This is a genomic window from Streptomyces sp. SudanB5_2050, assembly GCF_964272335.1.
In the GTDB taxonomy this organism is placed as follows: Bacteria; Actinomycetota; Actinomycetes; order Streptomycetales; family Streptomycetaceae; genus Streptomyces; species Streptomyces rochei.
The window spans coordinates 1,402,391-1,423,477 of the sequence record NZ_OZ186760.1; the positions used below are offsets into that span (position 1 = coordinate 1,402,391).

Genomic DNA, 21,087 nt, shown 5'->3' on the forward strand with positions numbered 1-21,087 from the left:
ACACGGCGTCGTGGGGGGCGCGGGGCGGCGCTCAGCCGATCCCGAACGCCCCCGACGGAGGCACGGGCGACGGCACGGCGTCCTCCTCCCGCACCGGCCGCGCGCCGCCGGTGAAGTCCCGCAGGGCACGCCCGTGCTCGACCCTGGCCGGGAAGGCGTCGGCGGCGGTGCGCCGGGCCAGCTCCGCCGTGTCCACGGGCCGGTGCGCGGCGACGAGGACGACGTTGCCGAAGCGGCGTCCGCGCAGCACGCCCGGTTCGGCGATGATCGCCAGCTCCTCGAAGAGCGTGGCGAACGTCGCCAGTTGGCCGCGCAGGAAGCCGAACGGCGCGGTGTCGGCCAGGTTGGCGACGTACACGCCGTCGGGGCGCAGGACCCGTGCGGCCTGGCGGGCGTACCCGACGGAGGTCAGGTGCGCGGGCACCCGCGAGCCCCCGAAGACGTCGGCGACCAGGACGTCGGCCGAGTCGGCGGGGGCGCTCTCCAGCCAGGCCCGGGCGTCCGCGGCGTGCGCGGTGACGTCCGAGCCGTCCGGCAGCGGCAGGTGCTCGGCGACCAGTTCCAGCAGCCCCCGGTCGGCCTCCACCACGTCCTGCCGGCAACCGGGCCGGGTCGCGGCCAGGTACCGGGGCAGGGTGAGCGCGCCCCCGCCGAGGTGCAGCACGTCCAGCGCGCGCCCCGGCTCGGCGACCGTGTCCAGGACGTGGCCGAGCCGGCGCGTGTACTCGAACTCCAGGTGCGCCGGCTCGTCCAGGTCGACGTACGACTGCGGGGCCCCGTCGACGGTGAGCAGCCAGGCCCGTTCCCGGTCGACGTCGGGCATGAGCTTGGCGGTGCCGTGGTCGGTGACACGGCTGACGGGTACGGCTTCGTTCACCCGCCCATTGTGTCAAGGACCGGCTCAGCCGACGGCGGTCACGGTCCCCGCCCCCACGGTCCGCCCGCCCTCACGGATCGCGAAACCGAGCCCGGTCTCCAGCGGCACCTCCCGCCCCAGCTCCACGGTCATGGTGACCGTGTCCCCGGGCCGGGCCACGGCGGCCGCGCCGAGGTCCACGTCCCCGACCACGTCCGCGGTCCGGATGTAGAACTGCGGCCGGTATCCGGTGGCGACCGGCGTCGACCGTCCGCCCTCGCGCGCCGACAGCACGTACACCCGAGCCCGGAAGCGCCGCGCCGGGACGACACTGCCGGGCGCGGCGACCACGTGGCCGCGGCGCACCGCGGCGCGGGCGACCCCGCGCAGCAGCAGCGCCACGTTGTCCCCGGCCTGCGCCTCCTCCATCGGCTTGCCGAAGGTCTCCAGACCGGTGACGACCGTCTCGACGGACGCGCCGAGCACCTCGACCCGGTCGCCGACGCGGACGGTGCCGCGTTCGACGGCGCCGGTGACGACCGTGCCGCGGCCGGTGACGGTGAGCACGTTCTCCACCGACAGCAGGAACGGCGCGTCCAGGTACCGCTCGGGCAGGGGCACGTACGTGTCCACGGCGTCGAGCAGCGCCTCCACGGAGGCCGTCCACCGCGGGTCGCCCTCCAGGGCCTTCAGCCCGGAGACCCGTACGACGGGCACGGCGTCGCCGCCGTAGCCGTGCGCGGTGAGCAGGTCCCGCACCTCCAGTTCCACCAGGTCGGTCAGCTCCTCGTCGCCCGCGTCGGCCTTGTTGAGCGCGACCACGATGTGGTCGACGCCCACCTGCCGGGCGAGCAGCACGTGTTCGGCGGTCTGCGGCATGATCCCGTCGAGCGCGGAGACGACCAGGATCGCCCCGTCGAGCTGGGCGGCGCCGGTGACCATGTTCTTCACGTAGTCGGCGTGGCCCGGCATGTCGACGTGGGCGTAGTGCCGGGTGTCGGTCTCGTACTCGACGTGCGCGAGGTCGATGGTGATGCCGCGCGCCACCTCCTCGGGGGCGCGGTCGATGCGGTCGAACGACACGTAGTGGGTGGTGCTGCTGGCGCCGCGCTCGGCCAGGACCTTGGTGATGGCGGCGGTCAGGGTGGTCTTGCCGTGGTCGACATGGCCCATGGTGCCGATGTTCAGATGCGGTTTGGTGCGGACGTACGCCGTCTTGGACATGGCGGTTCCTCGAAGCCTCGTGGCGGTGGTGGGACCCCGGGGAGGACGGGCCGACCCTCCCCCTGCGGGGTCCGCCGGACGATCCGGGGAGGGTCAGCTTCGGGCGCCGCCGACGGCTGCCGGGAAGAGGACGACGGCAGCCTTCGGGGCATCCGCGACCGCGGATGCTGCGAGGGGGAAGGCGTGCCGGAACATGACGTCGATCATCGCCGAGGCCCTGTCCGGCGTCGAACGGTTTTCGCCGCCCGGGAGTTCGCCCGGGCGGGAGTACGCCCAGGCAGGAGTACGCCCGGGCGGGCGGGAGCGTGCGCCGGTCCGCTAGGGGCCGATGGTGCGCAGGGCCTCGCGCACGGACAGCGGTGCCAGGCGCCGGCCGTGCCGGGCGAGGAAGGCGCGTACGGCGTCCGGATCGGTCTTGGCGTACTCGCGCAGGCTCCAGCCGATCGCCTTGCGGACGAAGAAGTCGCCGTGGCCGCCCTGGCGCAGGCAGTAGCCGAAGAGCCGTTCGGTGTCGGTGCGTTCCTTGTAGCGCAGCTGGTGCAGCAGCGCCGTGCGGACCAGCCACAGGTCGTCGTCGGCGCTCCAGGCGTCCATGTCGGCGGTGAGTCCGCGGTCGGCGGCGACCAGTGCCCCGACGACGTGGGCGGCGAGCAGGTCGACGGTGTCCCACCACGGCACCGTGGTGACCAGATGCCGGGCCACGGGCAGGAATCCGGACGAGCAATGCGTCACATGCCGGCGCAGGAGGTCGACGGCGAAGTAGTGGTACTCGCGCTCGGGCATCCGCCAGCAGCGGAGCGCGACGGCGATGAGGTCCCGCTCGTCGGGCCGGGGCGTTCCCTCGAGCACGGTGCGGGACAGGGAACGGCGAACGGGCGAGGTCAGGCCCAGGAAGGGCGCGACGTCCCGCATGTACGCCCGCATGCCGGCGGCCCGTTCGGGATCGGCGGCGGCACCGTAGACGGCGGTGAGCCGCTCCGTCACGGCGTCCGCGTAGGGGCTGTGCGGCACGTCCGGAATTCCCCTGGCTGTGACGCTCATGAGACGCACCATACGGCGATCACACACATATGTCGGTTAGTGTCGCCGGATGTTCGATGCCACCACCCGCTCTGGGGGCACCGCCACGGTCTCTCCCCGGACCGCTGCGGCAGAGCTCGCCGTCGCCACGGCCGCCGGGCCGGTCCCGCCGACCGGATTCGCCGCCCGCCTGACCAGAGTCCTGCTCTCCCCGTGGTCCCGGCTCTCCCTGCTCGTCCTGCTGCTGGCCTCCGCCGCGACGGCGGTCCTGCTGTTCCAGCCGCAGCAGTTACTGACCGACGGCTGGCCTCCGCAGCTCGGCGGGGCCGCCGCGGCGGTCGCGTACGCGGTGGCGTACGGGCTGTGCACCGTCGCGTTCGTGCCGCGTCCGCTGCTGAACCTGGCCGCGGGTGCCCTGTTCGGTTCGCAGCTCGGCCTCGCCTCGGCGCTGGCGGGGACGGTGCTCGGCGCGGGCATCGCCTTCTGCCTGGGCCGGGTGCTGGGCCAGGAGGCGCTGCGTCCGCTGCTGCGGGGCAAGTGGCTGAAGGCGGCGGACGGGCAGCTCAGCCGGCACGGTTTCCGCTCGATGCTGGCCGCCCGGCTCTTCCCGGGTGTGCCGTTCGCCGCCGCCAACTACTGCGCGGCCGTCTCCCGCATGGGGCTGCTGCCGTTCCTGCTGGCGACGGCGCTCGGCTCGATCCCCAACACCGCCGCCTACGTGGTGGCCGGCGCCCGTGCCTCGACGCCGACCTCGCCGGCCTTCCTGATCGCGCTGGCCTGCATCGCGCTGCCGGGCCTGGCGGGCGCGGTGGTGGCCTGGCGCAAGCGGCACCGGCTGCGCGGGCGCTGACGGGGGCTCGCGCCGGGGCCCGCCGACGGGCGGACGAGCGCCGGAAGAGAGCCGGAAGAGAGACCGGAAGGCGTCTCCCCCCTGTGGGCTGATCTTCACTTTGGGGCGCTACGCTGCCCCTCGACACGCCTGATCCCGATCACCGCACGCCGGTTCGGTGTGCCCATGCCCGTTTTCGCCCGGCACTTGGACTCCGTAACTTCATGTCTTGGTTCGAATCACTCATCCTCGGACTCGTCCAGGGGCTGACCGAGTTCCTTCCCGTGTCCTCCAGCGCGCACCTGCGCCTGACCGCGGCGTTCTCCGGCTGGCACGACCCGGGCGCGGCCTTCACCGCCATCACGCAGATCGGCACCGAGGCCGCCGTGCTCATCTACTTCCGCAAGGACATCGGGCGGATCCTCTCCGCCTGGACGCGGTCGCTGACGAACAAGGAGATGCGCCGCGACCCCGACGCGCGCATGGGCTGGCTGGTGATCGTCGGCTCCATCCCGATCGGCGTGCTGGGGCTGACGCTCAAGGACCAGATCGAGGGTCCGTTCCGCGACCTGCGGATCACCGCGACCATGCTGATCGTCGTCGGTGTGATCATCGGCGTCGCGGACCGCATGGCGGCCCGGGACGAGAAGGGCGGCCGGCACCGTGCGCCGCAGCAGCGCAAGGAACTGACGGACCTGTCCGTCCGGGACGGTCTGATCTACGGCCTCTGCCAGGCGATGGCCCTCATCCCCGGCGTCTCCCGCTCCGGGGCGACCATCAGCGGCGGCCTCTTCATGGGCTACCGGCGCGAGGCGGCGGCCCGGTACTCGTTCCTGCTTGCCATCCCGGCGGTGCTGGCGTCCGGGCTGTTCGAGCTGAGCGACGCGATGGAGAGCGACCACGTCTCCTGGGGCCCGACGCTCTTCGCGACCGTCATCGCCTTCGTCACCGGGTACGCGGTGATCGCGTGGTTCATGAAGTTCATCTCGACCAAGAGCTTCATGCCGTTCGTCTGGTACCGCATCGCGCTCGGGATCGTCATCATCGTGCTGGTCTTCGCGGGGGTCCTGAGCCCGCACGCCGCGGAGTCGGCCGGCTGACCCTCGCTTCCGTAGCCGTCCGGTAGCGGACTGTCAGTGCTTGCCCCTAGGCTTGTCCGCATGTCCCCCGATTCCGTGACCCCTGGTTCCGTGCGCTCCGCGGCGGAGCTGAACGATCAGATCCGTGCCCTGTGGCGGCGTGCGGGCGGGACCCTGTCGGCACAGGAGCGCGCGGAGTACGAGCTGCTGGTGGTCGAATGGGCCTCGGCGATCCGCGGCGAGGTCGTCGAGGCGGCCTGACCGGCCGCCTCGGCCGAGAGGCCCGTCCGGCGCTCCCCCGGGCCTGTCGTTCCAATCAAGTCGGCGTCGCGGGGCGTGGCACGCACCGTCGCTCTCGGCCGCCCCGATCCGAACGACAGGCCCTAGCGTCCGCCGGCCACCCGCAGGACCGCCCCCGTGGTGTAGGAGGCGTCCGGCGACATCAGCCAGGCGATGGCCGCGGCGATCTCCTCCGCCCGGCCGGGCCGCCCCAGCGGGACGGCCGCCCCCATCCGCCGGGCACGATCCGCATCGCCCATGGCCGCGTGCATCTCGGTGTCGGTGACCCCGGGCGCGACCGCGTTGACGCGGATGCCGTCCGGGCCCAGCTCCTTGGACAGCCCCACGGTGAGGGCATCGACGCCCGCCTTGCTCGCCGCGTAGTGGACGTACTCCCCCGGGCTGCCGATGGTCGCGGCCCCCGACGACACGTTCACGATCACGCCGCCGCCCCGTGCGGTCATCAGCCGCGCGGCGCGCCGGGCGCACAGCAGCACGCCCAGCAGATTGACGTCGAGGACCCGGCGCAGGGTGTCGGTGTCGGTGTCGGTGAGCCGGCCGAGCGGACCGGTCACCGCCGCGTTGTTCACCAGCCCCGTCACCGGTCCCAGCCGCTCCTCCGCCACGTCGAAGAGCCGCTCGACGTCGGCCTCGACCGAGGTGTCCGCCCGCACCGCGAGGCCGCGTCCGCCCGCCTCGCGCACCCCGGCCACCACCGCCTCCGCGGCCGAGGCGTCCCGTACGTAACCCACGGCGACGTCGTGGCCGTCGGCCGCGAGCCGCAGACAGGTCGCCGCGCCGATACCCCGGCTGCCACCGGTGACCACCGTGATGGGACGTGCCATGACTGCCTCCAGCGAGGATCGGCGGGGCGAGCACCCCGGCGCGTTTGATCGATCATCGATCATCCTAGGCGAGGCCGCGCTTCACCGGGCCTGGACACCCGATGTGATCAACTGAATCCGCCCTCGTCGAGAGCGCACACTGAAGGGACCACGGGGTAGGGAGGCGCCCATGAAGACGCTCGGTCACTGGCTCGCCTCCCCGTGGCGCCGCTCGGCCGCCGCCGTGCTCGCCGGCGCGCTCCCGGTACTCGCCTTCCCGGGCCCGGCCCTGTGGTGGTGGGCCTGGGTCGCCCTGGTGCCCTGGCTGCTGCTGGCCCGGACCGCGCCGGGCGGGAAGCGCGCGGCGTACGACGGGTGGTGCGGCGGCTTCGGGTTCATGCTGGCCATGCACCACTGGCTGCTGCCCAACCTGCACGTGTTCACCTTCGTCGTCGCCGCGCTGCTCGGCGCGTTGTGGGCGCCCTGGGGCTGGCTGGTGCGCCGGATGCTGGGTGGGGCGGCCTCCGCCGGCCGGGTGGCCGCGGCCCTCGTGGTGCTGCCCTCGGGCTGGCTGGCGGTGGAACTGGTCCGCTCCTGGGAGGGGCTCGGCGGCCCCTGGGGGGTGCTCGGGGCCAGTCAGTGGCAGGTGGCGCCGGCGCTGCGACTCGCCTCGGTGGGCGGGGTGTGGCTGCTGAGTTTCCTGGTGGTGGCCGTGAACGTGGCCGTCGCGGTGCTCGTCGCCGTCCGCCGGGCGCGGGTGCCCGCCCTCGCGGGGCTGCTGGCCACCGCCGCGGCCACCTCCGCCGCCTGGGTCTGGGCACCGCGGCCCGACGACGGTGAGCGGGTGGCGATCGGGGTGGTGCAGCCGGGGGTCGTCGCCGGGGCGGACAGTGCCGAGCGGCGCTTCGACCGCGAGGAGGAGCTGACCCGGGGACTCGCCGGCCGGGACCTCGACCTGATCGTCTGGGGCGAGAGCAGCGTCGGCTTCGATCTGGACGACCGGCCCGACCTGGCCCGGCGGCTCGCCGCGCTGTCCCGGGAGACCGGCGCGGACATCCTGGTCAACGTGGACGCGCGGCGCTCGGACAAGCCGGGCATCTACAAGAGTTCGGTGCTCGTCGGCCCCGACGGTCCGACCGGCGACCGGTACGACAAGATGCGGCTGGTCCCCTTCGGGGAGTACGTCCCGGCCCGGTCCCTGCTGGGCTGGGCCACGTCCGTGGGCGAGGCCGCCGGCGAGGACCGCAGGCGGGGCGACCGGCAGGTGGTGATGGACGTCGGGGACGGGCTGCGGATCGGCCCGATGGTGTGCTTCGAGAGCGCGTTCCCCGACATGAGCCGCCGGCTCGCCGCCGACGGCGCCGAGGTGCTGCTCGCCCAGTCGTCGACGTCGACCTTCCAGCACACCTGGGCGCCGGCGCAGCACGCCTCGCTCGCCGCCCTGCGCGCCGCCGAGACCGGCCGGCCGATGGTGCACTCCACGCTGACGGGCGTCTCCGCCGTCTACGACGCGAACGGCACCCGCGTCGGGTCGTGGCTCGGCACGGACGCGAGCGAGTCGCGGGTGTACGACATCCCGGTGACGCACGGGACGACGCCGTATGTCCGCTTCGGTGACTGGACGCTGCACGCGTCACTGCTGGTCCTCGCGGCCTGGGGCGTCGGCGAGGGCGTACGGACGGTGCGGCTCAGGCGGAACGCTCGTGCACCGCGCGTACCACCCGCTCACACAGCTCATGGGTCTCCAGCGCGTCCCGGGCGCTGAGCACCTCGCCGGCGCGCACGGCCTCCAGGAAGACCAGCACCGCCTGTTCGATGCCGCGCTGGCGGGCCACCGGGACCCAGTCGCCGCGTCGCCGCACGGTCGGCTGGCCCTTGTGGTCGATCACCTCGGCGAGGTTGACCACCTGGCGCTTGGTGTCCTGGCCGGAGACCTCGAGGATCTCCTCCGCCGAGCCGCTGAGCCGGTTCATGACGCCGAGGGCGGTGAAGCCGTCCCCGGCGAGCTGGAGGACGACGTGGTGGAGCAGACCGTCCCGGACGCGGGCGCGCACGGTCACGTCGTCGACCGGCCCCGGCACCAGGAAGCGCAGGGTGTCGACGACATGGACGAAGTCGTCGAGGATCATGGTGCGCGGGTCCTCGGGCAGCCCGGTGCGGTTCTTCTGCATGAGGATCAGCTCGCGCGGGTGCTCGGCGCACTGCGCGTACCCGGGTGCGTGGCGCCGGTTGAAGCCGACGGCGAGGCTGGTGCCGCGCTCCTCGGCGAGGGTGACCAGGCGCTCGGAGTCCGCCAGTTCGTAGGCGAGCGGCTTGTCGACGTAGGTCGGGACGCCTGCCTCCAGCAGCCGGGTCACGATCTCGGGGTGGACGGCGGTCGGCGCGTGCACGAAGGCGGCGTCGAGGCCGGCGCCGAGGAGCGCGTCGAGGTCGGCGTGGAGCTGGGCGGGCGGCAGGTGCAGTCGCCCGCCCACGCGGGTGAGCGTGGCCGGGGTGCGGGTCTGCAGGTGCAGCTCGACCCCGGGCAGGACGGCGAGCACCGGCAGGTACGCCTTCTGCGCGATGTCGCCGAGTCCGATGACGCCGACCTTCACGGGGTGCACTCCTCTAACGCTCGCCGACCTGGGTCTGCCGGGAAGCATACGGGGGCTGCGGCGGCCGCCAGTCGGCGATGCCGTCGAAGCTCCGCAGGAACAGAGCGGGTCCGGCCTTGGAGAGGGCGGCCAGGGCCGCGTCCCGGACGACGACGCCGGCCCGGTTGGTCATCAGGTTGAGCCGGGCCACCTTGACGGCCTGGCGGGCGACGGCGGTCGTACGGGGCAGGCGTGCGGCCGTGTAGGCGCTCAGGTCGTCGTGGTGGTGGGCGAGGACGATCGCGTCCTCGATCGCCTGGTTGCCGCCCTGCCCGAGGGTCGGCGGCATGGCGTGCGCGGCGTCGCCTACCAGGGCGACCCTGCCCCGGTGGTAGGCGGGCAGGGGCTCGGCGATGTGGTGCACGTCGTGACGGAGCACGTCCTCGGGGCGGGCGGCGGCGAGGACGGCGGGGACGGGGTGGTGCCAGTCGCCGTACCGGTGCAGCAGCTCGGCCCTCTCGTCGGCCGCGTGGCCGCCGGCCGGGGTGACGGCGGCGGCATAGGCGTAGACCCGGCCGTCCTTGAGCGGGTGCGTCCCCCAGATCCGGCCCCGGCCCCAGGTCTCGTGCGAGGCGAAGTCGGCGCCGGGGACCGGGATCACCACCCGCCAGGTGGTGAAGCCGGAGTAGACGGGACCGGGGTGGTCCGGGAAGAGGGTGGCGCGTACGCCGGAGTGGATGCCGTCGGCGGCGACGACCAGATCGGCCTCCAGCTCGCCCTCCGGCGTGCGCACCCTGGCCGGCCGGTCGCGGTCGCCGGGGTCGGCGAGCAGCGCGTCGGCGGCCGTGCGGACGGCGCCCCCGGGCAGCCGGGCGGCCAGGTGGTCGATGAGCGTGGCCCGGTGCAGCAGCACCAGCGGCCCGCCGAAACGCGCCGCCGCGGCCTCGGCGTTCGAGCGGGAGAGCCAGCGCCCGCCCGGCGTGCGCAGTCCCCCGTCCCCCTGCCAGGCGGCGAGGTCACGGATCTCGTCGCCGAGGCCGATGACGTCCAGGGCGCGCAGGGCGTTGGGCGACAGGGAGATGGCCGCGCCGATCGGCCGCAGCGAGGGCGCCCGCTCCAGGACGGTGACGCGCAGGCCGCGCAGGTGCAGGGCCGCCGCGGCGGTGAGGCCCCCGATGCCGCCGCCGATCACGACCGCCCGCTTCGTCGCTGTCATGACTCCGCTCCTCCTCCGGACCACCGCGGACACTACAGCTGTAGTGCACCTTCCCCTCGACTGTACTACAGCCGTAGTGAGCGAGGTAGGTTGGCGTGCATGTCCGCACGCACCGTGTCCCCCGCGTCTCCCCCGTCTCCTGCGGGCGCCTCCCGCGCCGACCTCGTCGCCGACACCGCGCTCGCCCTGCTCGCCGAGCGCGGGATGCGCGGACTCACGCACCGCGCGGTCGACGAGGCCGCCGGTCTCCCCCAGGGCTCCACCTCCAACCTCGCGCGGACCCGGCAGGCGCTGCTGGAACTGACGGTGCGCCGGCTGGCCGACCGGGAGGCGAAGGCGCTGGCGCTGCACGAGATGCCGGACCCCCGGGCCGGCCTGGACGCCCTGGTGGACGCGTTGGCGCTGGCCACGCACCGGGCGCTGACCCGCAACCGCGATCTGACGCTGGCGCGGTACGAGCTGGCCCTGGAGGCGACGCGCCGCCCGGAGCTGCGCGCCCACTTCGACGCGGCGGGCGCCCGCTTCCGGGAGCAGCTGGGCGCCCTCGTCACGGCCATGGGCTCGGCCGACCCCGCGCGGCACGTGCTGTCGCTGGTCGCGTGGGCGGACGGGCTGATGTTCAGCTGCGTGGCCGGGACCTTCCACGCCGAGGTGCCGGGCCTCGCCGAGGTGCGGGCGGGGCTGCGCGAGGTGCTGGGCGGCATGATCGGCCGCTGAAATCACGTGGTGGCGCGCGGCCGGGTGGGCAAGGATGCGGACATGACGACCGAACGCCGTGAACCCGTCCCCGACCTCGACGAACGCACCATGCTGGAAGGCTGGTTGGAGTACCACCGGCAGACCCTCGCGTGGAAGTGCGAGGGCCTCACCGACGCGCAGCTCAGGACCGCCGCCGTCGCTCCCTCCACGCTGTCCCTCATGGGGCTGGTGCGGCACATGGCCGAGGTGGAGCGGAGCTGGTACCGCAGGGTGCTGGCGGACGAGGACGCCGACCCGATCTACTACACGGACGAGGACCCGGACGGCGACTTCCGGGTGACCGAGACCGACACCTTCCAGGAGGCCGAGGCCACCTGGCAGGCGGAGATCGAGGCGGCCCGGCGCAACGCGGCCGACGTCCCCCTCGACGCACCGACCCGGGGCAGGCACCGGCGCACCGGTGAGCGCTACACCCTGCGCTGGATCCACACCCACATGATCGAGGAGTACGCCCGCCACAACGGGCACGCCGACCTGATCCGCGAACGCCTCGACGGCGCCACGGGCGAGTGACGTCAGCCCGGCCGGCCCCCGGGCCTCCGTAAGGGGCCGCGGATCACCCGTGCGGGGCAACCTCCGCCTGTCCGGCGCCGCGGCGGCGATCCGACCCGCCAGAGTGGCGCGGGTGCATCGAACGACGACCACCGCAGCTCTCCTGGTGACCGTGGCCGCGTCCCTGACCGGCTGTACGACGGTCCGGAGTCCGGCCCCGGCCGACCCGTCGGCGGCCGGGGCCCGCTCGGCCGCGCCGCACCCGGACGGCCCGTCCGAACCACGGGTCGTACAGGCGCCGGCCCGTGAGGCACTGGAGATGATCGGCCCCTCCCGGAGCCCCGGCCGCACGGCCGACGAACCGCGTCGGACCGCGCCCCCGGCGCCGCCGCCGCGGGAGCGGGCACCGGTCCCCCGGGAGCGCGCCGGGCAGCAGCCGCCCCCGGCCCGCCCCGAGGCGTCGGCGCCGGCCCGGGCCCCCGAGCGGCCCCGTGCCGTGGTCCCGGACGTCCCGCGGTCGCCCGGCAAGGACCCCGGAGCCGACGCGAACATCTGCTCCCTCGGGAAGCAGTACGGCGGCTGGCGTCCGGGAAGCCCGGAGTCGGTCATCTGCGAGCAGACGTACGGGCGCTGAGTCCGCGCGACCGCGTGCCCCGTGTCCCGCGCTCGCGTGGACTCCCCTCGGCCGCCGCCGGTCCCACCGCGCCGGGGGCGGGGCGCGGAAGCGCACCGTCGGTACGGCGGCGGGGAACGCCGGAGCGGCGCTACGGGCGCTGCCGCGGCGGCCCCCACCAGCCGTCGGGACGGTCGGGCCCCTCCGTGGCGGGACCGGCCTCGCCGTCCGGGCCGGTGTCGGCCAGCCGCCGGGCCAGCCGGTCGATCTGCGCGCGCACCCGGTCGCCGTAGCGGTCGGCGGCCAGGAAGGCGGCGGCGCGGCGGGCCCGTCGCAGATGCAGCCGGGCGGCCTCACGGTGGCCGAGCCGGTCGTAGTCGGCGGCCAGGTTCAGATGGAGCGAGGGGTACAGGGCCCGCGCGGCCGCCGGCTCGCCCCCGCCTCCCTCCCGGTCCCCGGAGCCCTCCCCCGCCAGCTCCTCGGCGGCCGACAGGGCCCGCAGGTCCCAGGCCAGTTCGTCGCCCGGGTCGTCCTGGGTGTCCGCGAGGTAGTGGGCCAGGGTGCAGCGGTGCAGCGGGGCGCCGTGCTCGCCGATCTCCGCCCAGAGGCCGAGGAACCGGGACCGGGCCTCCTCACGGTCGCCCGCGTGGTGCAGCATGGCGACCTGTCCGATCCGCGTCAGGACGGCGTCCGGCGCCGCCTGCTCCTGTCCCTTGGCCACCGCGTCCTCCGTGCCCGTCGTCGGCTGTCCCCGACGACGCTAACGGCACATACCGGTAATCCCGGTCAGGCGGCCCGTGACGCGCGCGGGCCGGTCGGTGCCGGCCCGCCCGCCGCCCGGATCAGCCCAGATTCGGGATGGTCCAGTCGATCGCCTCGTGGCCCTGCTTCTCGACCGCCGCGTTGATCTGCGTGAACGGCCGGGAGCCGAAGAACTTCTTCGCCGACAGCGGCGAGGGGTGCGCGCCCTTCACCACCACGTGCCGCTCCTCGTCGATCAGCGGCAGCTTCTTCTGCGCGTAGTTCCCCCACAGGACGAACACGGCCGGGTCGGGCCGGTCGGCCACGGCGCGGATCACCGCGTCGGTGAACAGCTCCCAGCCGCGTGCCTTGTGCGAGTTGGCCTCGCCGGCCCGGACCGTGAGCACCGCGTTGAGCAGGAGGACGCCCTGCTTCGCCCACGGCATCAGATAGCCGTTGTCCGGGATCGGGGTGCCCAGCTCGGCGTGCATCTCCTTGTAGATGTTCCGCAGGGACGGCGGGACCTTCACACCCGGCCGCACCGAGAAGCACAGGCCGTGGCCCTGGCCCTCGCCGTGGTACGGGTCCTGCCCGAGGACCAGCACCTTCACCCGGTCGTACGGCGTGGCCTCCAGCGCGGCGAAGACCTCCTCGCGCGGGGGGTAGACGGGGCCCTTCGCCCGCTCCTCCTCGACGAACTCCATCAGCTCCTTGAAGTAGGGCTGCTGCAGCTCGCCGCCCAGCACCTCGCGCCAGGACTCGGGCAGCATGGCGATGTCGGTCACGTCAACTTCCTTACGCTGTGCGGTCGCTTCCGGTCCTCAAAACCTACCGGCGACCACTGACAACGGCCCCGCCGCCCGCCCGCGCCTACCAGCTGGTCTTGCGGTACAGCTGCCACATCATCATGATCGTCGACGGGTCCATGGCCCGTTCCGCGCCGGAGATGTCCGTGCTGGTGGCCACGTACTGCTTGCCCTGCCACAGCGGCAGCAGCCGCGCGTCCTCCACGAGGATCTGCTGCGCGCGCTCGAAGTCCTTCTCGACGTTGGCGCGGTCGCTCTCCCGGCGGGAGCGCGGCAGCAGCTCGCCGGTGATCTCCGGCGCCGGGTAGGGCGTGCCGAGCGCGTTCTGCTCGCCGACGAAGGGCGCGATGAAGTTCTCCGCGTCCGGGAAGTCGGGCGACCAGCCGCGCCCGAACACCGGGTACTCGCCCTTCTGGTAGCCGGTGACGTACGTCTTCCAGGGGCGGCTCTCGAGCTTGACCTCGAACAGGCCCGAGGCGTCGAGCTGGCGCTTGATCTCCTGGAACTCCAGCGCGGTCTCGGAGCCGTAGCGGTCGCTCGTGTACCAGAGGGTGAGCGGGACGGGCTCGGTGATGCCGGCGTCGGTGAGGATGTCGCGGGCCTTGTCGGCGCTCGGGTCGCCGTAATCGTCGAAGAAGCCCGTGGTGTGACCGGTCAGGCCCTTGGGGACCATCGAGTACAGCGGGTCGACGGTGTCCTGGTAGATCTTGTGGGCGATCGCCGCGCGGTCGATCACCTGGGCCACGGCCTGGCGGACCTCCTTCTTGCCGGCCCACGGGTCCTCGGGGTTGAAGACCAGATAGCGGATCTCCGTGCCGCTGCCCTCGACCAGTTGCAGGTCCTCGTCCTTGCTGGCCTTGCCCTGGAGGGTGATGACGTCGTCGGCCGCGAGGCCGCGGTAGGTGACCTGGATCTCCCCGTCGCGCAGCGCCTTCACCATGCCGGCGGAGTCCTTGAAGTACCGGATGGTCACCGCGTCGTTGTGGCGGTCGGCGAACCCCTTGTAGCGGTCGTTGCGGACGAGTTCGGCCCGCTCACCGTCCTCGTACGACTGGAGCGCGTACGGGCCGGAGCCGACGACCTTCCCGTCCTCGCGCAGGGCGTCGGCCGGGTAGCCGCCGGGTTCGACGATCGACATCGCGGGCGTGGCGAGGACGAAGGGGAAGGTGGCGTCGGGCTCGGCGAGGTGGAAGACCACCTCCCGCTCGCTCGGCGCCTGGACCCGGTCGAGGGTGCCCAGCAGGCCGGCGGGACCGCCGTTGACGTTGATGTCCTTGATGCGGTCGATCGAGTGCTTGACCGCCTGGGCGTCCAGCGGCTTCCCGTTGGAGAAGGTGAGGCCCTCGCGCAGCTCGCAGCGGTACACCTGGTTCGTCGAGTCGGTGAACGCGCAGCTCTCGGCCGCGTCGGGCTGCGGAGCGGTCGCGCCGTTGGGGTAGCTGAGGAGCGTCTGGTACACGTTGCGGAACAGCTCCCAGGAACCGTCCCAGGAGGCGGCCGGGTCGAGGGTGCTGGGCGCGCTGGTCGTGCCCACGATGATGGGTCCCTCGTCCTCCGAGCTGTCGGACGACAGGATGCCGCATCCGGTGACCAGCGTAGATATGGACACGATGGCCGCGATCCGCCGCAGGCCTCGGTTCCGGTTGAACACGCGCACGCTCCTCGATCCGCCGTACCAAGGGTCGGCAGACCATACCGCAGCCCCACGTCACCTGAACCCCCTTCTGAACAGGGGTTTTGATCATTTGGCGATGACTACGTTGTCATGACCCCGTGGTCTCGACACGCGGACACGGGCGCCGTCGTCATCGACGGCGCCCGTGTGCGGCGCGTGCCCCCGCGGAGCGGGGACGGGCGGGATCAGGCCACGCCGGCGTTGAGGAAGATGCCGCCGTCGACCACGAGCGTCTGACCGGTGACCCAGGCGGACTGCTCGGAGGTGAGGAAGGCGGCGGCGCCGCCGATGTCGGAGGGCACGCCGAGCCGGCCGAGCGGGTAGCCCGCGGCGGCCTCCTCCTCGCGGCCCTCGTAGAGCGCGGCGGCGAACTTGGTCTTCACCACCGCCGGGGCGATGGCGTTGACCCGCACGCCCGGCGCGAACTCGTGCGCCAGCTGTGCCGTGAGGTTGATCAGCGCGGCCTTGCTGACGCCGTAGGCGGCGATGAAGGGCGAGGGCGACAGGCCGGCGACGGAGGCGATGTTGACGATCGCGCCGCCGTTGTCCTTCTGCCAGGCGTGCCAGGTGCGCTGGGCGAAACCGAGCGCGGAGATCACGTTGGTCTCGAAGACCTTGCGCGCGACGTTCAGGTCGAGGTCGGCGATCGGCCCGAAGACCGGGTTGGTGCCGGCGTTGTTGACGAGGAAGTCGACCCGGCCGAAGGCCTCCATCGTGCGCTCGACGGCGACGGCCTGGTGGGCCTCGTCGTGCGCCTTGCCGGCGACGCCGATCACCCGGTCGGCGCCGAGCTTGTCGACGGCCTCCTTCAGGGCCTCCTCGTTGCGACCGGTGATGCAGACCCGGTCGCCGCGCGCGACCAGTGCCTCGGCGACGCCGTAGCCGATGCCGCGGCTGGCGCCGGTGACCAGCGCGACCTTGCCGGAGAGGGCGGGGAGTTCAGTCATGTCAGTGGTCCCTGTGTCCAGTCTTCCCTGTTCTCCGCGCGCCCTAGTCGAGCGGTCCGCCGGCCACGTACAGCACCTGGCCGGAGACGAAACCGGCCGCCTCGCCGGTGAAGAAGGCGATGGCGTTGGCGATGTCGTCGGGCTCACCGACCCGGGCGACCGGGATCTGGGTGGCGGCGGCGGCCTTGAAGTCCTCGAAGCCCATGCCGACGCGGTCGGCGGTGGCCTTGGTCATCTCGGTGGCGATGAAGCCGGGGGCGACGGCGTTGGCGGTGACGCCGAACTTGCCGAGTTCCTTGGCGAGGGTCTTGGTGAAGCCCTGCAGACCGGCCTTGGCGGCGGAGTAGTTGACCTGGCCGCGGTTGCCGAGCGCGGACGAGGAGGACAGGTTGACGATGCGTCCGAAGCCGGCGTCCACCATGTGCTTCTGGCACGCCTTGGACATCAGGAAGGCGCCGCGCAGGTGCACGTTCATGACGGTGTCCCAGTCGGAGACGCTCATCTTGAACAGCAGGTTGTCGCGGAGCACGCCCGCGTTGTTGACGAGGATCGTCGGCGCGCCCAGTTCCTCGGTGATCCGGGCGACGGCCGCCTCGACCTGCGCCTCGTCGGAGACGTCGCAGCCGACCGCGATCGCTTTGCCGCCGGCCGCGGTGATCTTCTCGACGGTGTCCTTGCAGGCCGCCTCGTCGAGGTCGAGGACGGCGACGGCGCGGCCTTCGGCGGCCAGTCGTACGGCGGTGGCGGCGCCGATGCCGCGCGCGGCTCCGGTGACGACTGCTACCCGCTGCTCAGTGGTGGACATCTGCTGCTTCTCCTCGTCCTGGGGATGCGGCCCGTGCGGGATTCCACGGCCTGCCACCGTGGGTGAGCGACCGCTTAGTACCTTCCGCAGACGTGACGCTAGAAGCCCTGGCACCCGGTGTCAACGGGACACCGGCCCGGTGTGATCCATTACCTGGGCCCACCACCGCGCCACCCCGCCGGCCCCAACCCGATCGGCCCAGCGCTGCGGGCCGACGCGCCGCCGGAGCCCTAGCGTCGGAGGCCGAGCCCCTCGTGGCCGGAAAGGAGGCGTCCATGCGCCGTCGTACCGGTGCCGCAGGCATAGCCGTCGCGATCGCCGCGATCGTGCCGCTGGCCGATCCCGCACACGCCCAGGAGCCGGATTCCTGGACCCGCACCCCCGTCGAGGCGGCCCGGTCCGTCTCCGACAGCGACCCGCTCGGCGCGGACCCGTTCGCCGCCGACCCGTACGCGCCCGGTGCGCTCTCGCCGGACGCGTACTCCCCGGACGCGCTCTCGCCGGACGCGTTCGGCGACGGCCCGTCCGGCGAGGGAGGGACCGACGGAGCCGGAGCCGGCACGGGCGGTCCGGACGAGTACCGGCCCGACCAGGGCGGCAACGGCCAGGGCGGGAACGGCCGGGACGACCTCGACCCGAGCGGCTTCGGCCAGGGCGGCTTCGACCAAGGCGGCTTCGGCCAGGGCGGTGCGGACGCCGAGTGGCCCGACGAGGGCCGGACCGACCAGGGTTCCTTCGACCAGGGCTCGTTCGATCAGGCCGGCTTCGACGCCGCCCGGGAGGCGGCCGGCGGCTCGGCCGGCGGGGCGCCGCGGCGGCAGGACCCGACGATCTCCGCGACGTCCAAGCCGCGCCCGACCCCCACCACCCCGGCCCCGGCCGCCACGCCCACAGCGAACTCGGCCGTCCCGGCCCCCGCCACTTCCCCGGCCGTCACCCCGACGCTCGGGACCCGGGGCGGACTGGGCGGAGCCGCGGGCGCCGGGCCGGGCGCCCGGGACATCGGCATCGGACTGGCCTGCGTGGCGGGCGCCGCGTTCGCCGCCGCGTGCGTGTTCCGGCTCCGTCGCCGCGTCTGACCCGGGAGGGCGCGCGGGGCGGCTACCGGACCAGCAGGTCGAGCAGCCGCTCCGTCTCCGCCGCCGGGTCGGTGGTGAGACCGGTGTGCACCGGGCCCGGCTGGACGATCGTGGAGCGCGGCGCGATCAGCCAGCGGAAGCGACGGCCCGGGTCGTCCCCGGCCGCCTGCCCCGCCGCCGCCCCGCCGGCGCACACGCCCTCCACGGCACGCAGCGCGGCGTGGACGCCGGGCAGGTCGACGCGCGGGTCGAGGGCCAGCAGACGCGCCTCGTCGAGGTGGGTGCGGACACCGACGTAGGACCGGGCCCGGCAGTACACGAGCACTCCGGCGTTGACGCACTCCCCGCGCTCGACGCGGGGCACGACGCGCAGCAGCGCGTACTCGTAGACGTGGCGGTCGCTCACCGGTCCCCCTCGGTCCTGATGCGCTCGTGGATGGTGGCGGCCCGCTCGATCAGCGGCCGGGCGTAGGCACGCCGCAGTTCGTCCGGGTTCGCGAATCCGGGTTCGTCCAGCAGCCATACGTCGGGGACGCGGGCGGTGACCTCGGCGAGCAGCTCCTCGGTGACCAGCGGCGCGAGCGCGACGGCGGCCGACGCGACGTCGGGGGCGAAGCGGCTCAGGGCGTGGTCGGTGGCGTCGTAGGGGCGGGCGGCGGAGGTCCGGGCGCCCGGCCAGTTGTGGTGCCAGATCATGGTCGCGCCGTGGTCGACCAGCCACACCTCGCCCTGCCAGCGCAGCAGGTTGGGATTGCGCCAGGACCGGTCGACGTTGTTGACCAGCGCGTCGAACCACACGATCCGCCCGGCCTCCTCGGGGCCGACCTCGAAGGCGAGCGGATCGTAGCCGAGAGCGCCGGACAGGAACTCCATGCCGAGGTTGGTGCCGCCGCTCGCCTTCAGCAGCTCCTGCACCTGCGGGTCGGGTTCGCCGAGCCCCAGCACCGGATCGACCTCGACCGTCACCAGCCGCGGCACCCGGAAGCCCAGCCGGCGGGCGAGTTCCCCGCAGACCACCTCGGCGACGAGCGTCTTGCGGCCCTGCCCGGCGCCGGTGAACTTCAGGACGTAGGTCCCCAGGTCGTCGGCCTCGACGAGACCCGGCAGCGAACCGCCCTCGCGCAGGGGGGCGATGTAGCGGGTCGCGGTGACTTCCTTGAGCATCGCCCCAGGTTACCGGCGTGGCGCGGACCGGCGGACCGTGGCCGGGACCGCGTCGACAGCGAATCGACAGCCGTGTTTTACGCCCGTCCGACCGTCGGCACGACAGCATCTCGGCACGGTCTGAACAGCATGTGCCCCGGGGCCGTACCTCTCGGCAGATCATCACGCATCCGTCCCGGAAGGAACCCCAGCATGACCAGCGCCCCCTTTCAGCCCGCGGGCCCGGCCCGTCGTACCGTCGTGGCGGCGGCCGGAGCGGCGGGACTCGCCGTCGCGTTGAGCGCCTGCTCGGGCTCCGACGACGACGCGTCGGGCGACGGTGCCGCGCCGCCCGCCTCCGAGGGTGCCGGTGCCGACTCGGGCGGTGGCGAGGCCGCCGGAGCCGCGCTGGCGGCCACCGCCGACATCCCCGAGGGCGGCGGGAAGGTGTTCGCCGACCAGAAGGTGGTGGTCACCCAGCCGACGGCGGGAGAGTTCAAGGCGTTCTCCGCCACCTGCACGCACCAGGGATGCGCCGTGAAGAGCGTGTCCGACGGCGTCATCAACTGCCCCTGCCACAACAGCAACTTCTCGATCACCGACGGCAGTGTGCAGGGCGGCCCGGCGACCAAGCCGCTGCCGGCCGTGGGGATCACGGTCAGCGGGGACTCGATCCGGCTGGCCGGATGACCGTCGCCCAGCGCCGGGGCCGGAGGATCATGATGACGCCCGGCGAGCTGGACGCCTTCCTCACCGCGCAGCGCACCTGCCGCGTGGCCACGGTCTCGGCCGACGGCACTCCGCACGTGAGCACGCTCTGGTTCGCCTGGGACGGTGCCTCCCTGTGGCTGTACTCGGTGGTCCGCAGCCGGCGCTGGGCCGATCTGCGGCGCGACCCACGGGTGGCGATCGTCGTCGACACCGGCGAGGAGTACGACGAGTTGCGGGGCGCGGAGCTGTCCGGCCGGGTGGAGTTCGTGGGCGAGGTGCCGCGCACCGGGGAGCTGTGCGCCGAACTCGACCTGCCGGAGACACTGTTCGCCCGCAAGCACTTCCGGCTGGAGGAGATGCCGCACGACGGCCGGCACGCCTGGCTGCGGCTGACGCCCGAGAAGGTCGTCTCCTGGGACTTCCGCAAGCTGGCGTCACCCTAGGGCCGGTCAGCCGAGCCGCTCCGCCGCCGTCCGCAGCGCCTGGACCGCCGCCCGGATCGACGGGCGGCGGTCGGCGTCCGCGCGCCAAACGACGTACACGTGGCGGCGCACCCGTTGTCTGATCGGCACGGTGAGGACGCCCTCGGGCATCGGGTGACGGCCGAGCAGCGGGGCGATGCAGACGCCCAGGCCCGCGGCGACCAGCCCGAGCTGGGTGTGGGTCTCGGCGGCGCGGTGGCCGATGATCGGCTCGATGCCCTTGGACCGCAGCGTGAACATCAGCCACTCGTGGCAGAACTCGCCCTCTCCCCACGTGATCCACTCGTCCTCGGCGAACTCGGCCAGGTCCACCTCCTCCCGGTCCGCCAGCCGGTGCCCGGCCGGCATGGCCACGTCGGCCGGGTCGTCCAGGAGCGGCGCCTTGACCAGGCCGTCGGGCAGCGGCATCGGCTTGTTGTACCAGTCCAGTACGACGGCCAGGTCGAGGTCGCCGCGGACCACGCCGTTGATGCCGCGCTCCGGCTCCAGCTCGCAGGAGCGCAGGCGCAGCGCGGTGTGCTCGGCGCGCAGGGCGGCCAGGGCCGCGGGGAAGAGCCCGCGGGCGGCCGTGGGGAACGCCGACAGCCGCAGCTCGCCCGCCACCTGCCCGCGCTGTGCCTCCAGGTCGGCCTGGGCCAGCTCGACCTGGGAGAGGATGCGGGCCGCGTGCTCGGCGAGCAGCCGGCCGGCGTCGGTGAGCCGTACACCGCGCCCGTTCTTGGCGAGCAGCCGCTGTCCGGCCTCGCGCTCCAGCTTGGCCAGCTGCTGGGAGACGGCCGAGGTGGTGATGTGCAGACCGGCGGCGGCGCCGCTGACCGATCCGTGCCGGGCCAGGGCGTCGAGCGTGCGCAGGCGCTCCAGGTTCAACATGTAAGCGATGCTACGAGATACTGCGTGCGAAATCTCGATTGTGCTACGAGAACGGCTCCCCCAT

General features: G+C 73.5%; 24 protein-coding genes. 10 read left to right on the top strand and 14 right to left on the bottom strand.

The window, feature by feature from the left end; genetic code table 11:
- Nucleotides 1-31: 31 nt before the first annotated feature.
- The 3 genes from ACFZP7_RS06145 to ACFZP7_RS06155 form a co-directional block, all read right to left on the bottom strand.
- Nucleotides 32-877 carry a spermidine synthase gene (locus tag ACFZP7_RS06145; protein ID WP_019327579.1) on the bottom strand — a complete coding sequence of 282 codons (846 nt, stop codon included), beginning with the start codon at nt 875-877 and terminating at the stop codon, nt 32-34.
- Nucleotides 878-901: 24 nt separating this feature from the next.
- Nucleotides 902-2,080, bottom strand: coding sequence for an elongation factor Tu (tuf, locus tag ACFZP7_RS06150; protein ID WP_385634039.1), 1,179 nt, complete (start codon nt 2,078-2,080; stop codon nt 902-904).
- A 318-nt stretch (nt 2,081-2,398) separates the two neighbouring features.
- A complete protein-coding gene (locus ACFZP7_RS06155) occupies nt 2,399-3,121 on the bottom strand; it encodes a DNA alkylation repair protein (RefSeq protein ID WP_270883439.1) in 723 nt (240 codons plus the stop codon).
- Nucleotides 3,122-3,170: 49 nt separating this feature from the next.
- Here ACFZP7_RS06155 and ACFZP7_RS06160 point away from each other — a divergent pair, with 49 nt between their 5' ends.
- The 3 genes from ACFZP7_RS06160 (at nt 3,171) to ACFZP7_RS06170 (ending at nt 5,269) form a co-directional block, all read left to right on the top strand.
- Nucleotides 3,171-3,950 (top strand): TVP38/TMEM64 family protein, encoded by a 780-nt coding sequence (locus ACFZP7_RS06160; RefSeq protein WP_019327583.1) that lies wholly within the window; start codon nt 3,171-3,173, stop codon nt 3,948-3,950.
- Between the two features lie 203 nt (nt 3,951-4,153).
- The gene (locus ACFZP7_RS06165; protein WP_385634040.1) at nt 4,154-5,029 is read left to right on the top strand and encodes an undecaprenyl-diphosphate phosphatase; all 876 of its coding nucleotides are present in this window, start codon (nt 4,154-4,156) and stop codon (nt 5,027-5,029) included.
- 60 nt (nt 5,030-5,089) lie between these two features.
- On the top strand, nt 5,090-5,269 hold the full coding sequence (locus ACFZP7_RS06170; RefSeq protein WP_030976321.1) for a hypothetical protein: 180 nt from the start codon (nt 5,090-5,092) through the stop codon (nt 5,267-5,269).
- Nucleotides 5,270-5,391: 122 nt separating this feature from the next.
- On the opposite strand, the gene ACFZP7_RS06175 is transcribed toward ACFZP7_RS06170, so the two are convergent.
- A complete protein-coding gene (locus ACFZP7_RS06175) occupies nt 5,392-6,132 on the bottom strand; it encodes an SDR family oxidoreductase (protein ID WP_062138121.1) in 741 nt (246 codons plus the stop codon).
- Nucleotides 6,133-6,301: 169 nt separating this feature from the next.
- On the opposite strand from ACFZP7_RS06175, the gene lnt reads away from it, so the two are divergent.
- Complete coding sequence (lnt, locus tag ACFZP7_RS06180) at nt 6,302-7,876, top strand: apolipoprotein N-acyltransferase (protein WP_385634041.1); 1,575 nt, start codon at nt 6,302-6,304, stop codon at nt 7,874-7,876.
- On the opposite strand, the gene ACFZP7_RS06185 is transcribed toward lnt, so the two are convergent.
- Together ACFZP7_RS06185 and ACFZP7_RS06190 are read right to left on the bottom strand one after the other, a co-directional pair.
- Complete coding sequence (locus tag ACFZP7_RS06185; RefSeq protein ID WP_385634042.1) at nt 7,800-8,705, bottom strand: Gfo/Idh/MocA family protein; 906 nt, start codon at nt 8,703-8,705, stop codon at nt 7,800-7,802. The two genes, lnt and ACFZP7_RS06185, sit on opposite strands and share 77 nt — an antisense overlap.
- A 13-nt stretch (nt 8,706-8,718) precedes the next feature.
- Nucleotides 8,719-9,900, bottom strand: coding sequence for an FAD-dependent monooxygenase (locus tag ACFZP7_RS06190; RefSeq protein ID WP_127442208.1), 1,182 nt, complete (start codon nt 9,898-9,900; stop codon nt 8,719-8,721).
- Between the two features lie 99 nt (nt 9,901-9,999).
- Between ACFZP7_RS06190 and ACFZP7_RS06195 the strand changes: the two genes are divergently transcribed.
- The 3 genes from ACFZP7_RS06195 to ACFZP7_RS06205 all read left to right on the top strand — a co-directional run bounded on the left by ACFZP7_RS06195 (nt 10,000) and on the right by ACFZP7_RS06205 (nt 11,785).
- Nucleotides 10,000-10,617 (top strand): TetR/AcrR family transcriptional regulator, encoded by a 618-nt coding sequence (locus ACFZP7_RS06195; RefSeq protein WP_385634044.1) that lies wholly within the window; start codon nt 10,000-10,002, stop codon nt 10,615-10,617.
- 42 nt (nt 10,618-10,659) lie between these two features.
- Entirely contained in the window at nt 10,660-11,172 is a 513-nt protein-coding gene (locus ACFZP7_RS06200) for a DinB family protein (RefSeq protein WP_385634046.1), read from the top strand.
- 103 nt (nt 11,173-11,275) lie between these two features.
- Nucleotides 11,276-11,785, top strand: coding sequence for a hypothetical protein (locus ACFZP7_RS06205; protein WP_385638356.1), 510 nt, complete (start codon nt 11,276-11,278; stop codon nt 11,783-11,785).
- Nucleotides 11,786-11,915: 130 nt separating this feature from the next.
- Here the strand turns inward: ACFZP7_RS06205 and ACFZP7_RS06210 are convergent, their stop codons facing one another.
- The 5 genes from ACFZP7_RS06210 to fabG form a co-directional block, all read right to left on the bottom strand.
- Entirely contained in the window at nt 11,916-12,485 is a 570-nt protein-coding gene (locus ACFZP7_RS06210) for a hypothetical protein (RefSeq protein ID WP_385634047.1), read from the bottom strand.
- Nucleotides 12,486-12,606: 121 nt separating this feature from the next.
- Nucleotides 12,607-13,290: a uracil-DNA glycosylase gene (gene ung, locus ACFZP7_RS06215; protein WP_046249042.1), complete on the bottom strand. Its 684-nt coding sequence runs from the start codon at nt 13,288-13,290 to the stop codon at nt 12,607-12,609.
- Nucleotides 13,291-13,375: 85 nt separating this feature from the next.
- On the bottom strand, nt 13,376-14,962 hold the full coding sequence (locus ACFZP7_RS06220) for an ABC transporter substrate-binding protein (protein WP_031020797.1): 1,587 nt from the start codon (nt 14,960-14,962) through the stop codon (nt 13,376-13,378).
- Nucleotides 14,963-15,171: 209 nt separating this feature from the next.
- Nucleotides 15,172-15,933: an SDR family oxidoreductase gene (locus ACFZP7_RS06225; protein WP_019327596.1), complete on the bottom strand. Its 762-nt coding sequence runs from the start codon at nt 15,931-15,933 to the stop codon at nt 15,172-15,174.
- A gap of 43 nt (nt 15,934-15,976) precedes the next feature.
- A complete protein-coding gene (gene fabG, locus ACFZP7_RS06230; protein ID WP_019327597.1) occupies nt 15,977-16,738 on the bottom strand; it encodes a 3-oxoacyl-ACP reductase FabG in 762 nt (253 codons plus the stop codon).
- Nucleotides 16,739-17,013: 275 nt separating this feature from the next.
- Here fabG and ACFZP7_RS06235 point away from each other — a divergent pair, with 275 nt between their 5' ends.
- The gene (locus ACFZP7_RS06235) at nt 17,014-17,817 is read left to right on the top strand and encodes a hypothetical protein (RefSeq protein WP_385634048.1); all 804 of its coding nucleotides are present in this window, start codon (nt 17,014-17,016) and stop codon (nt 17,815-17,817) included.
- A gap of 22 nt (nt 17,818-17,839) precedes the next feature.
- Here ACFZP7_RS06235 and ACFZP7_RS06240 read toward each other — a convergent pair whose 3' ends face one another.
- Both ACFZP7_RS06240 and ACFZP7_RS06245 read right to left on the bottom strand, forming a co-directional pair.
- The gene (locus ACFZP7_RS06240) at nt 17,840-18,223 is read right to left on the bottom strand and encodes a DUF3037 domain-containing protein (RefSeq protein WP_019327599.1); all 384 of its coding nucleotides are present in this window, start codon (nt 18,221-18,223) and stop codon (nt 17,840-17,842) included.
- Nucleotides 18,220-18,981 carry a HipA family kinase gene (locus ACFZP7_RS06245; protein ID WP_220671709.1) on the bottom strand — a complete coding sequence of 254 codons (762 nt, stop codon included), beginning with the start codon at nt 18,979-18,981 and terminating at the stop codon, nt 18,220-18,222. Before ACFZP7_RS06245 ends, ACFZP7_RS06240 begins: the two co-directional genes overlap by 4 nt.
- Before the next feature lie 192 nt (nt 18,982-19,173).
- Here ACFZP7_RS06245 and ACFZP7_RS06250 point away from each other — a divergent pair, with 192 nt between their 5' ends.
- Nucleotides 19,174-19,650: a Rieske (2Fe-2S) protein gene (locus ACFZP7_RS06250; protein ID WP_125771790.1), complete on the top strand. Its 477-nt coding sequence runs from the start codon at nt 19,174-19,176 to the stop codon at nt 19,648-19,650.
- Nucleotides 19,647-20,114, top strand: coding sequence for a pyridoxamine 5'-phosphate oxidase family protein (locus ACFZP7_RS06255; RefSeq protein ID WP_019327602.1), 468 nt, complete (start codon nt 19,647-19,649; stop codon nt 20,112-20,114). Before ACFZP7_RS06250 ends, ACFZP7_RS06255 begins: the two co-directional genes overlap by 4 nt.
- Before the next feature lie 6 nt (nt 20,115-20,120).
- On the opposite strand, the gene ACFZP7_RS06260 is transcribed toward ACFZP7_RS06255, so the two are convergent.
- Nucleotides 20,121-21,023: a LysR family transcriptional regulator gene (locus ACFZP7_RS06260; RefSeq protein WP_385634049.1), complete on the bottom strand. Its 903-nt coding sequence runs from the start codon at nt 21,021-21,023 to the stop codon at nt 20,121-20,123.
- Nucleotides 21,024-21,087: the final 64 nt, after the last annotated feature.

Bases quoted from the DNA above. Each gene is read 5' to 3' on its own strand.
- tuf (WP_385634039.1), bottom strand. From the start codon at position 2,080: ATGTCCAAGACGGCGTACGTCCGCACCAAACCGCATCTGAACATCGGC.
- ACFZP7_RS06155 (WP_270883439.1), bottom strand. From the start codon at position 3,121: ATGAGCGTCACAGCCAGGGGAATTCCGGACGTGCCGCACAGCCCCTAC.
- ACFZP7_RS06160 (WP_019327583.1), top strand. From the start codon at position 3,171: ATGTTCGATGCCACCACCCGCTCTGGGGGCACCGCCACGGTCTCTCCC.
- ACFZP7_RS06165 (WP_385634040.1), top strand. From the start codon at position 4,154: ATGTCTTGGTTCGAATCACTCATCCTCGGACTCGTCCAGGGGCTGACC.
- ACFZP7_RS06170 (WP_030976321.1), top strand. From the start codon at position 5,090: ATGTCCCCCGATTCCGTGACCCCTGGTTCCGTGCGCTCCGCGGCGGAG.
- ACFZP7_RS06175 (WP_062138121.1), bottom strand. From the start codon at position 6,132: ATGGCACGTCCCATCACGGTGGTCACCGGTGGCAGCCGGGGTATCGGC.
- lnt (WP_385634041.1), top strand. From the start codon at position 6,302: ATGAAGACGCTCGGTCACTGGCTCGCCTCCCCGTGGCGCCGCTCGGCC.
- ACFZP7_RS06190 (WP_127442208.1), bottom strand. From the start codon at position 9,900: ATGACAGCGACGAAGCGGGCGGTCGTGATCGGCGGCGGCATCGGGGGC.
- ACFZP7_RS06195 (WP_385634044.1), top strand. From the start codon at position 10,000: ATGTCCGCACGCACCGTGTCCCCCGCGTCTCCCCCGTCTCCTGCGGGC.
- ACFZP7_RS06200 (WP_385634046.1), top strand. From the start codon at position 10,660: ATGACGACCGAACGCCGTGAACCCGTCCCCGACCTCGACGAACGCACC.
- ACFZP7_RS06225 (WP_019327596.1), bottom strand. From the start codon at position 15,933: ATGACTGAACTCCCCGCCCTCTCCGGCAAGGTCGCGCTGGTCACCGGC.
- fabG (WP_019327597.1), bottom strand. From the start codon at position 16,738: ATGTCCACCACTGAGCAGCGGGTAGCAGTCGTCACCGGAGCCGCGCGC.
- ACFZP7_RS06235 (WP_385634048.1), top strand. From the start codon at position 17,014: ATGCGCCGTCGTACCGGTGCCGCAGGCATAGCCGTCGCGATCGCCGCG.
- ACFZP7_RS06245 (WP_220671709.1), bottom strand. From the start codon at position 18,981: ATGCTCAAGGAAGTCACCGCGACCCGCTACATCGCCCCCCTGCGCGAG.
- ACFZP7_RS06250 (WP_125771790.1), top strand. From the start codon at position 19,174: ATGACCAGCGCCCCCTTTCAGCCCGCGGGCCCGGCCCGTCGTACCGTC.
- ACFZP7_RS06255 (WP_019327602.1), top strand. From the start codon at position 19,647: ATGACCGTCGCCCAGCGCCGGGGCCGGAGGATCATGATGACGCCCGGC.
- ACFZP7_RS06260 (WP_385634049.1), bottom strand. From the start codon at position 21,023: ATGTTGAACCTGGAGCGCCTGCGCACGCTCGACGCCCTGGCCCGGCAC.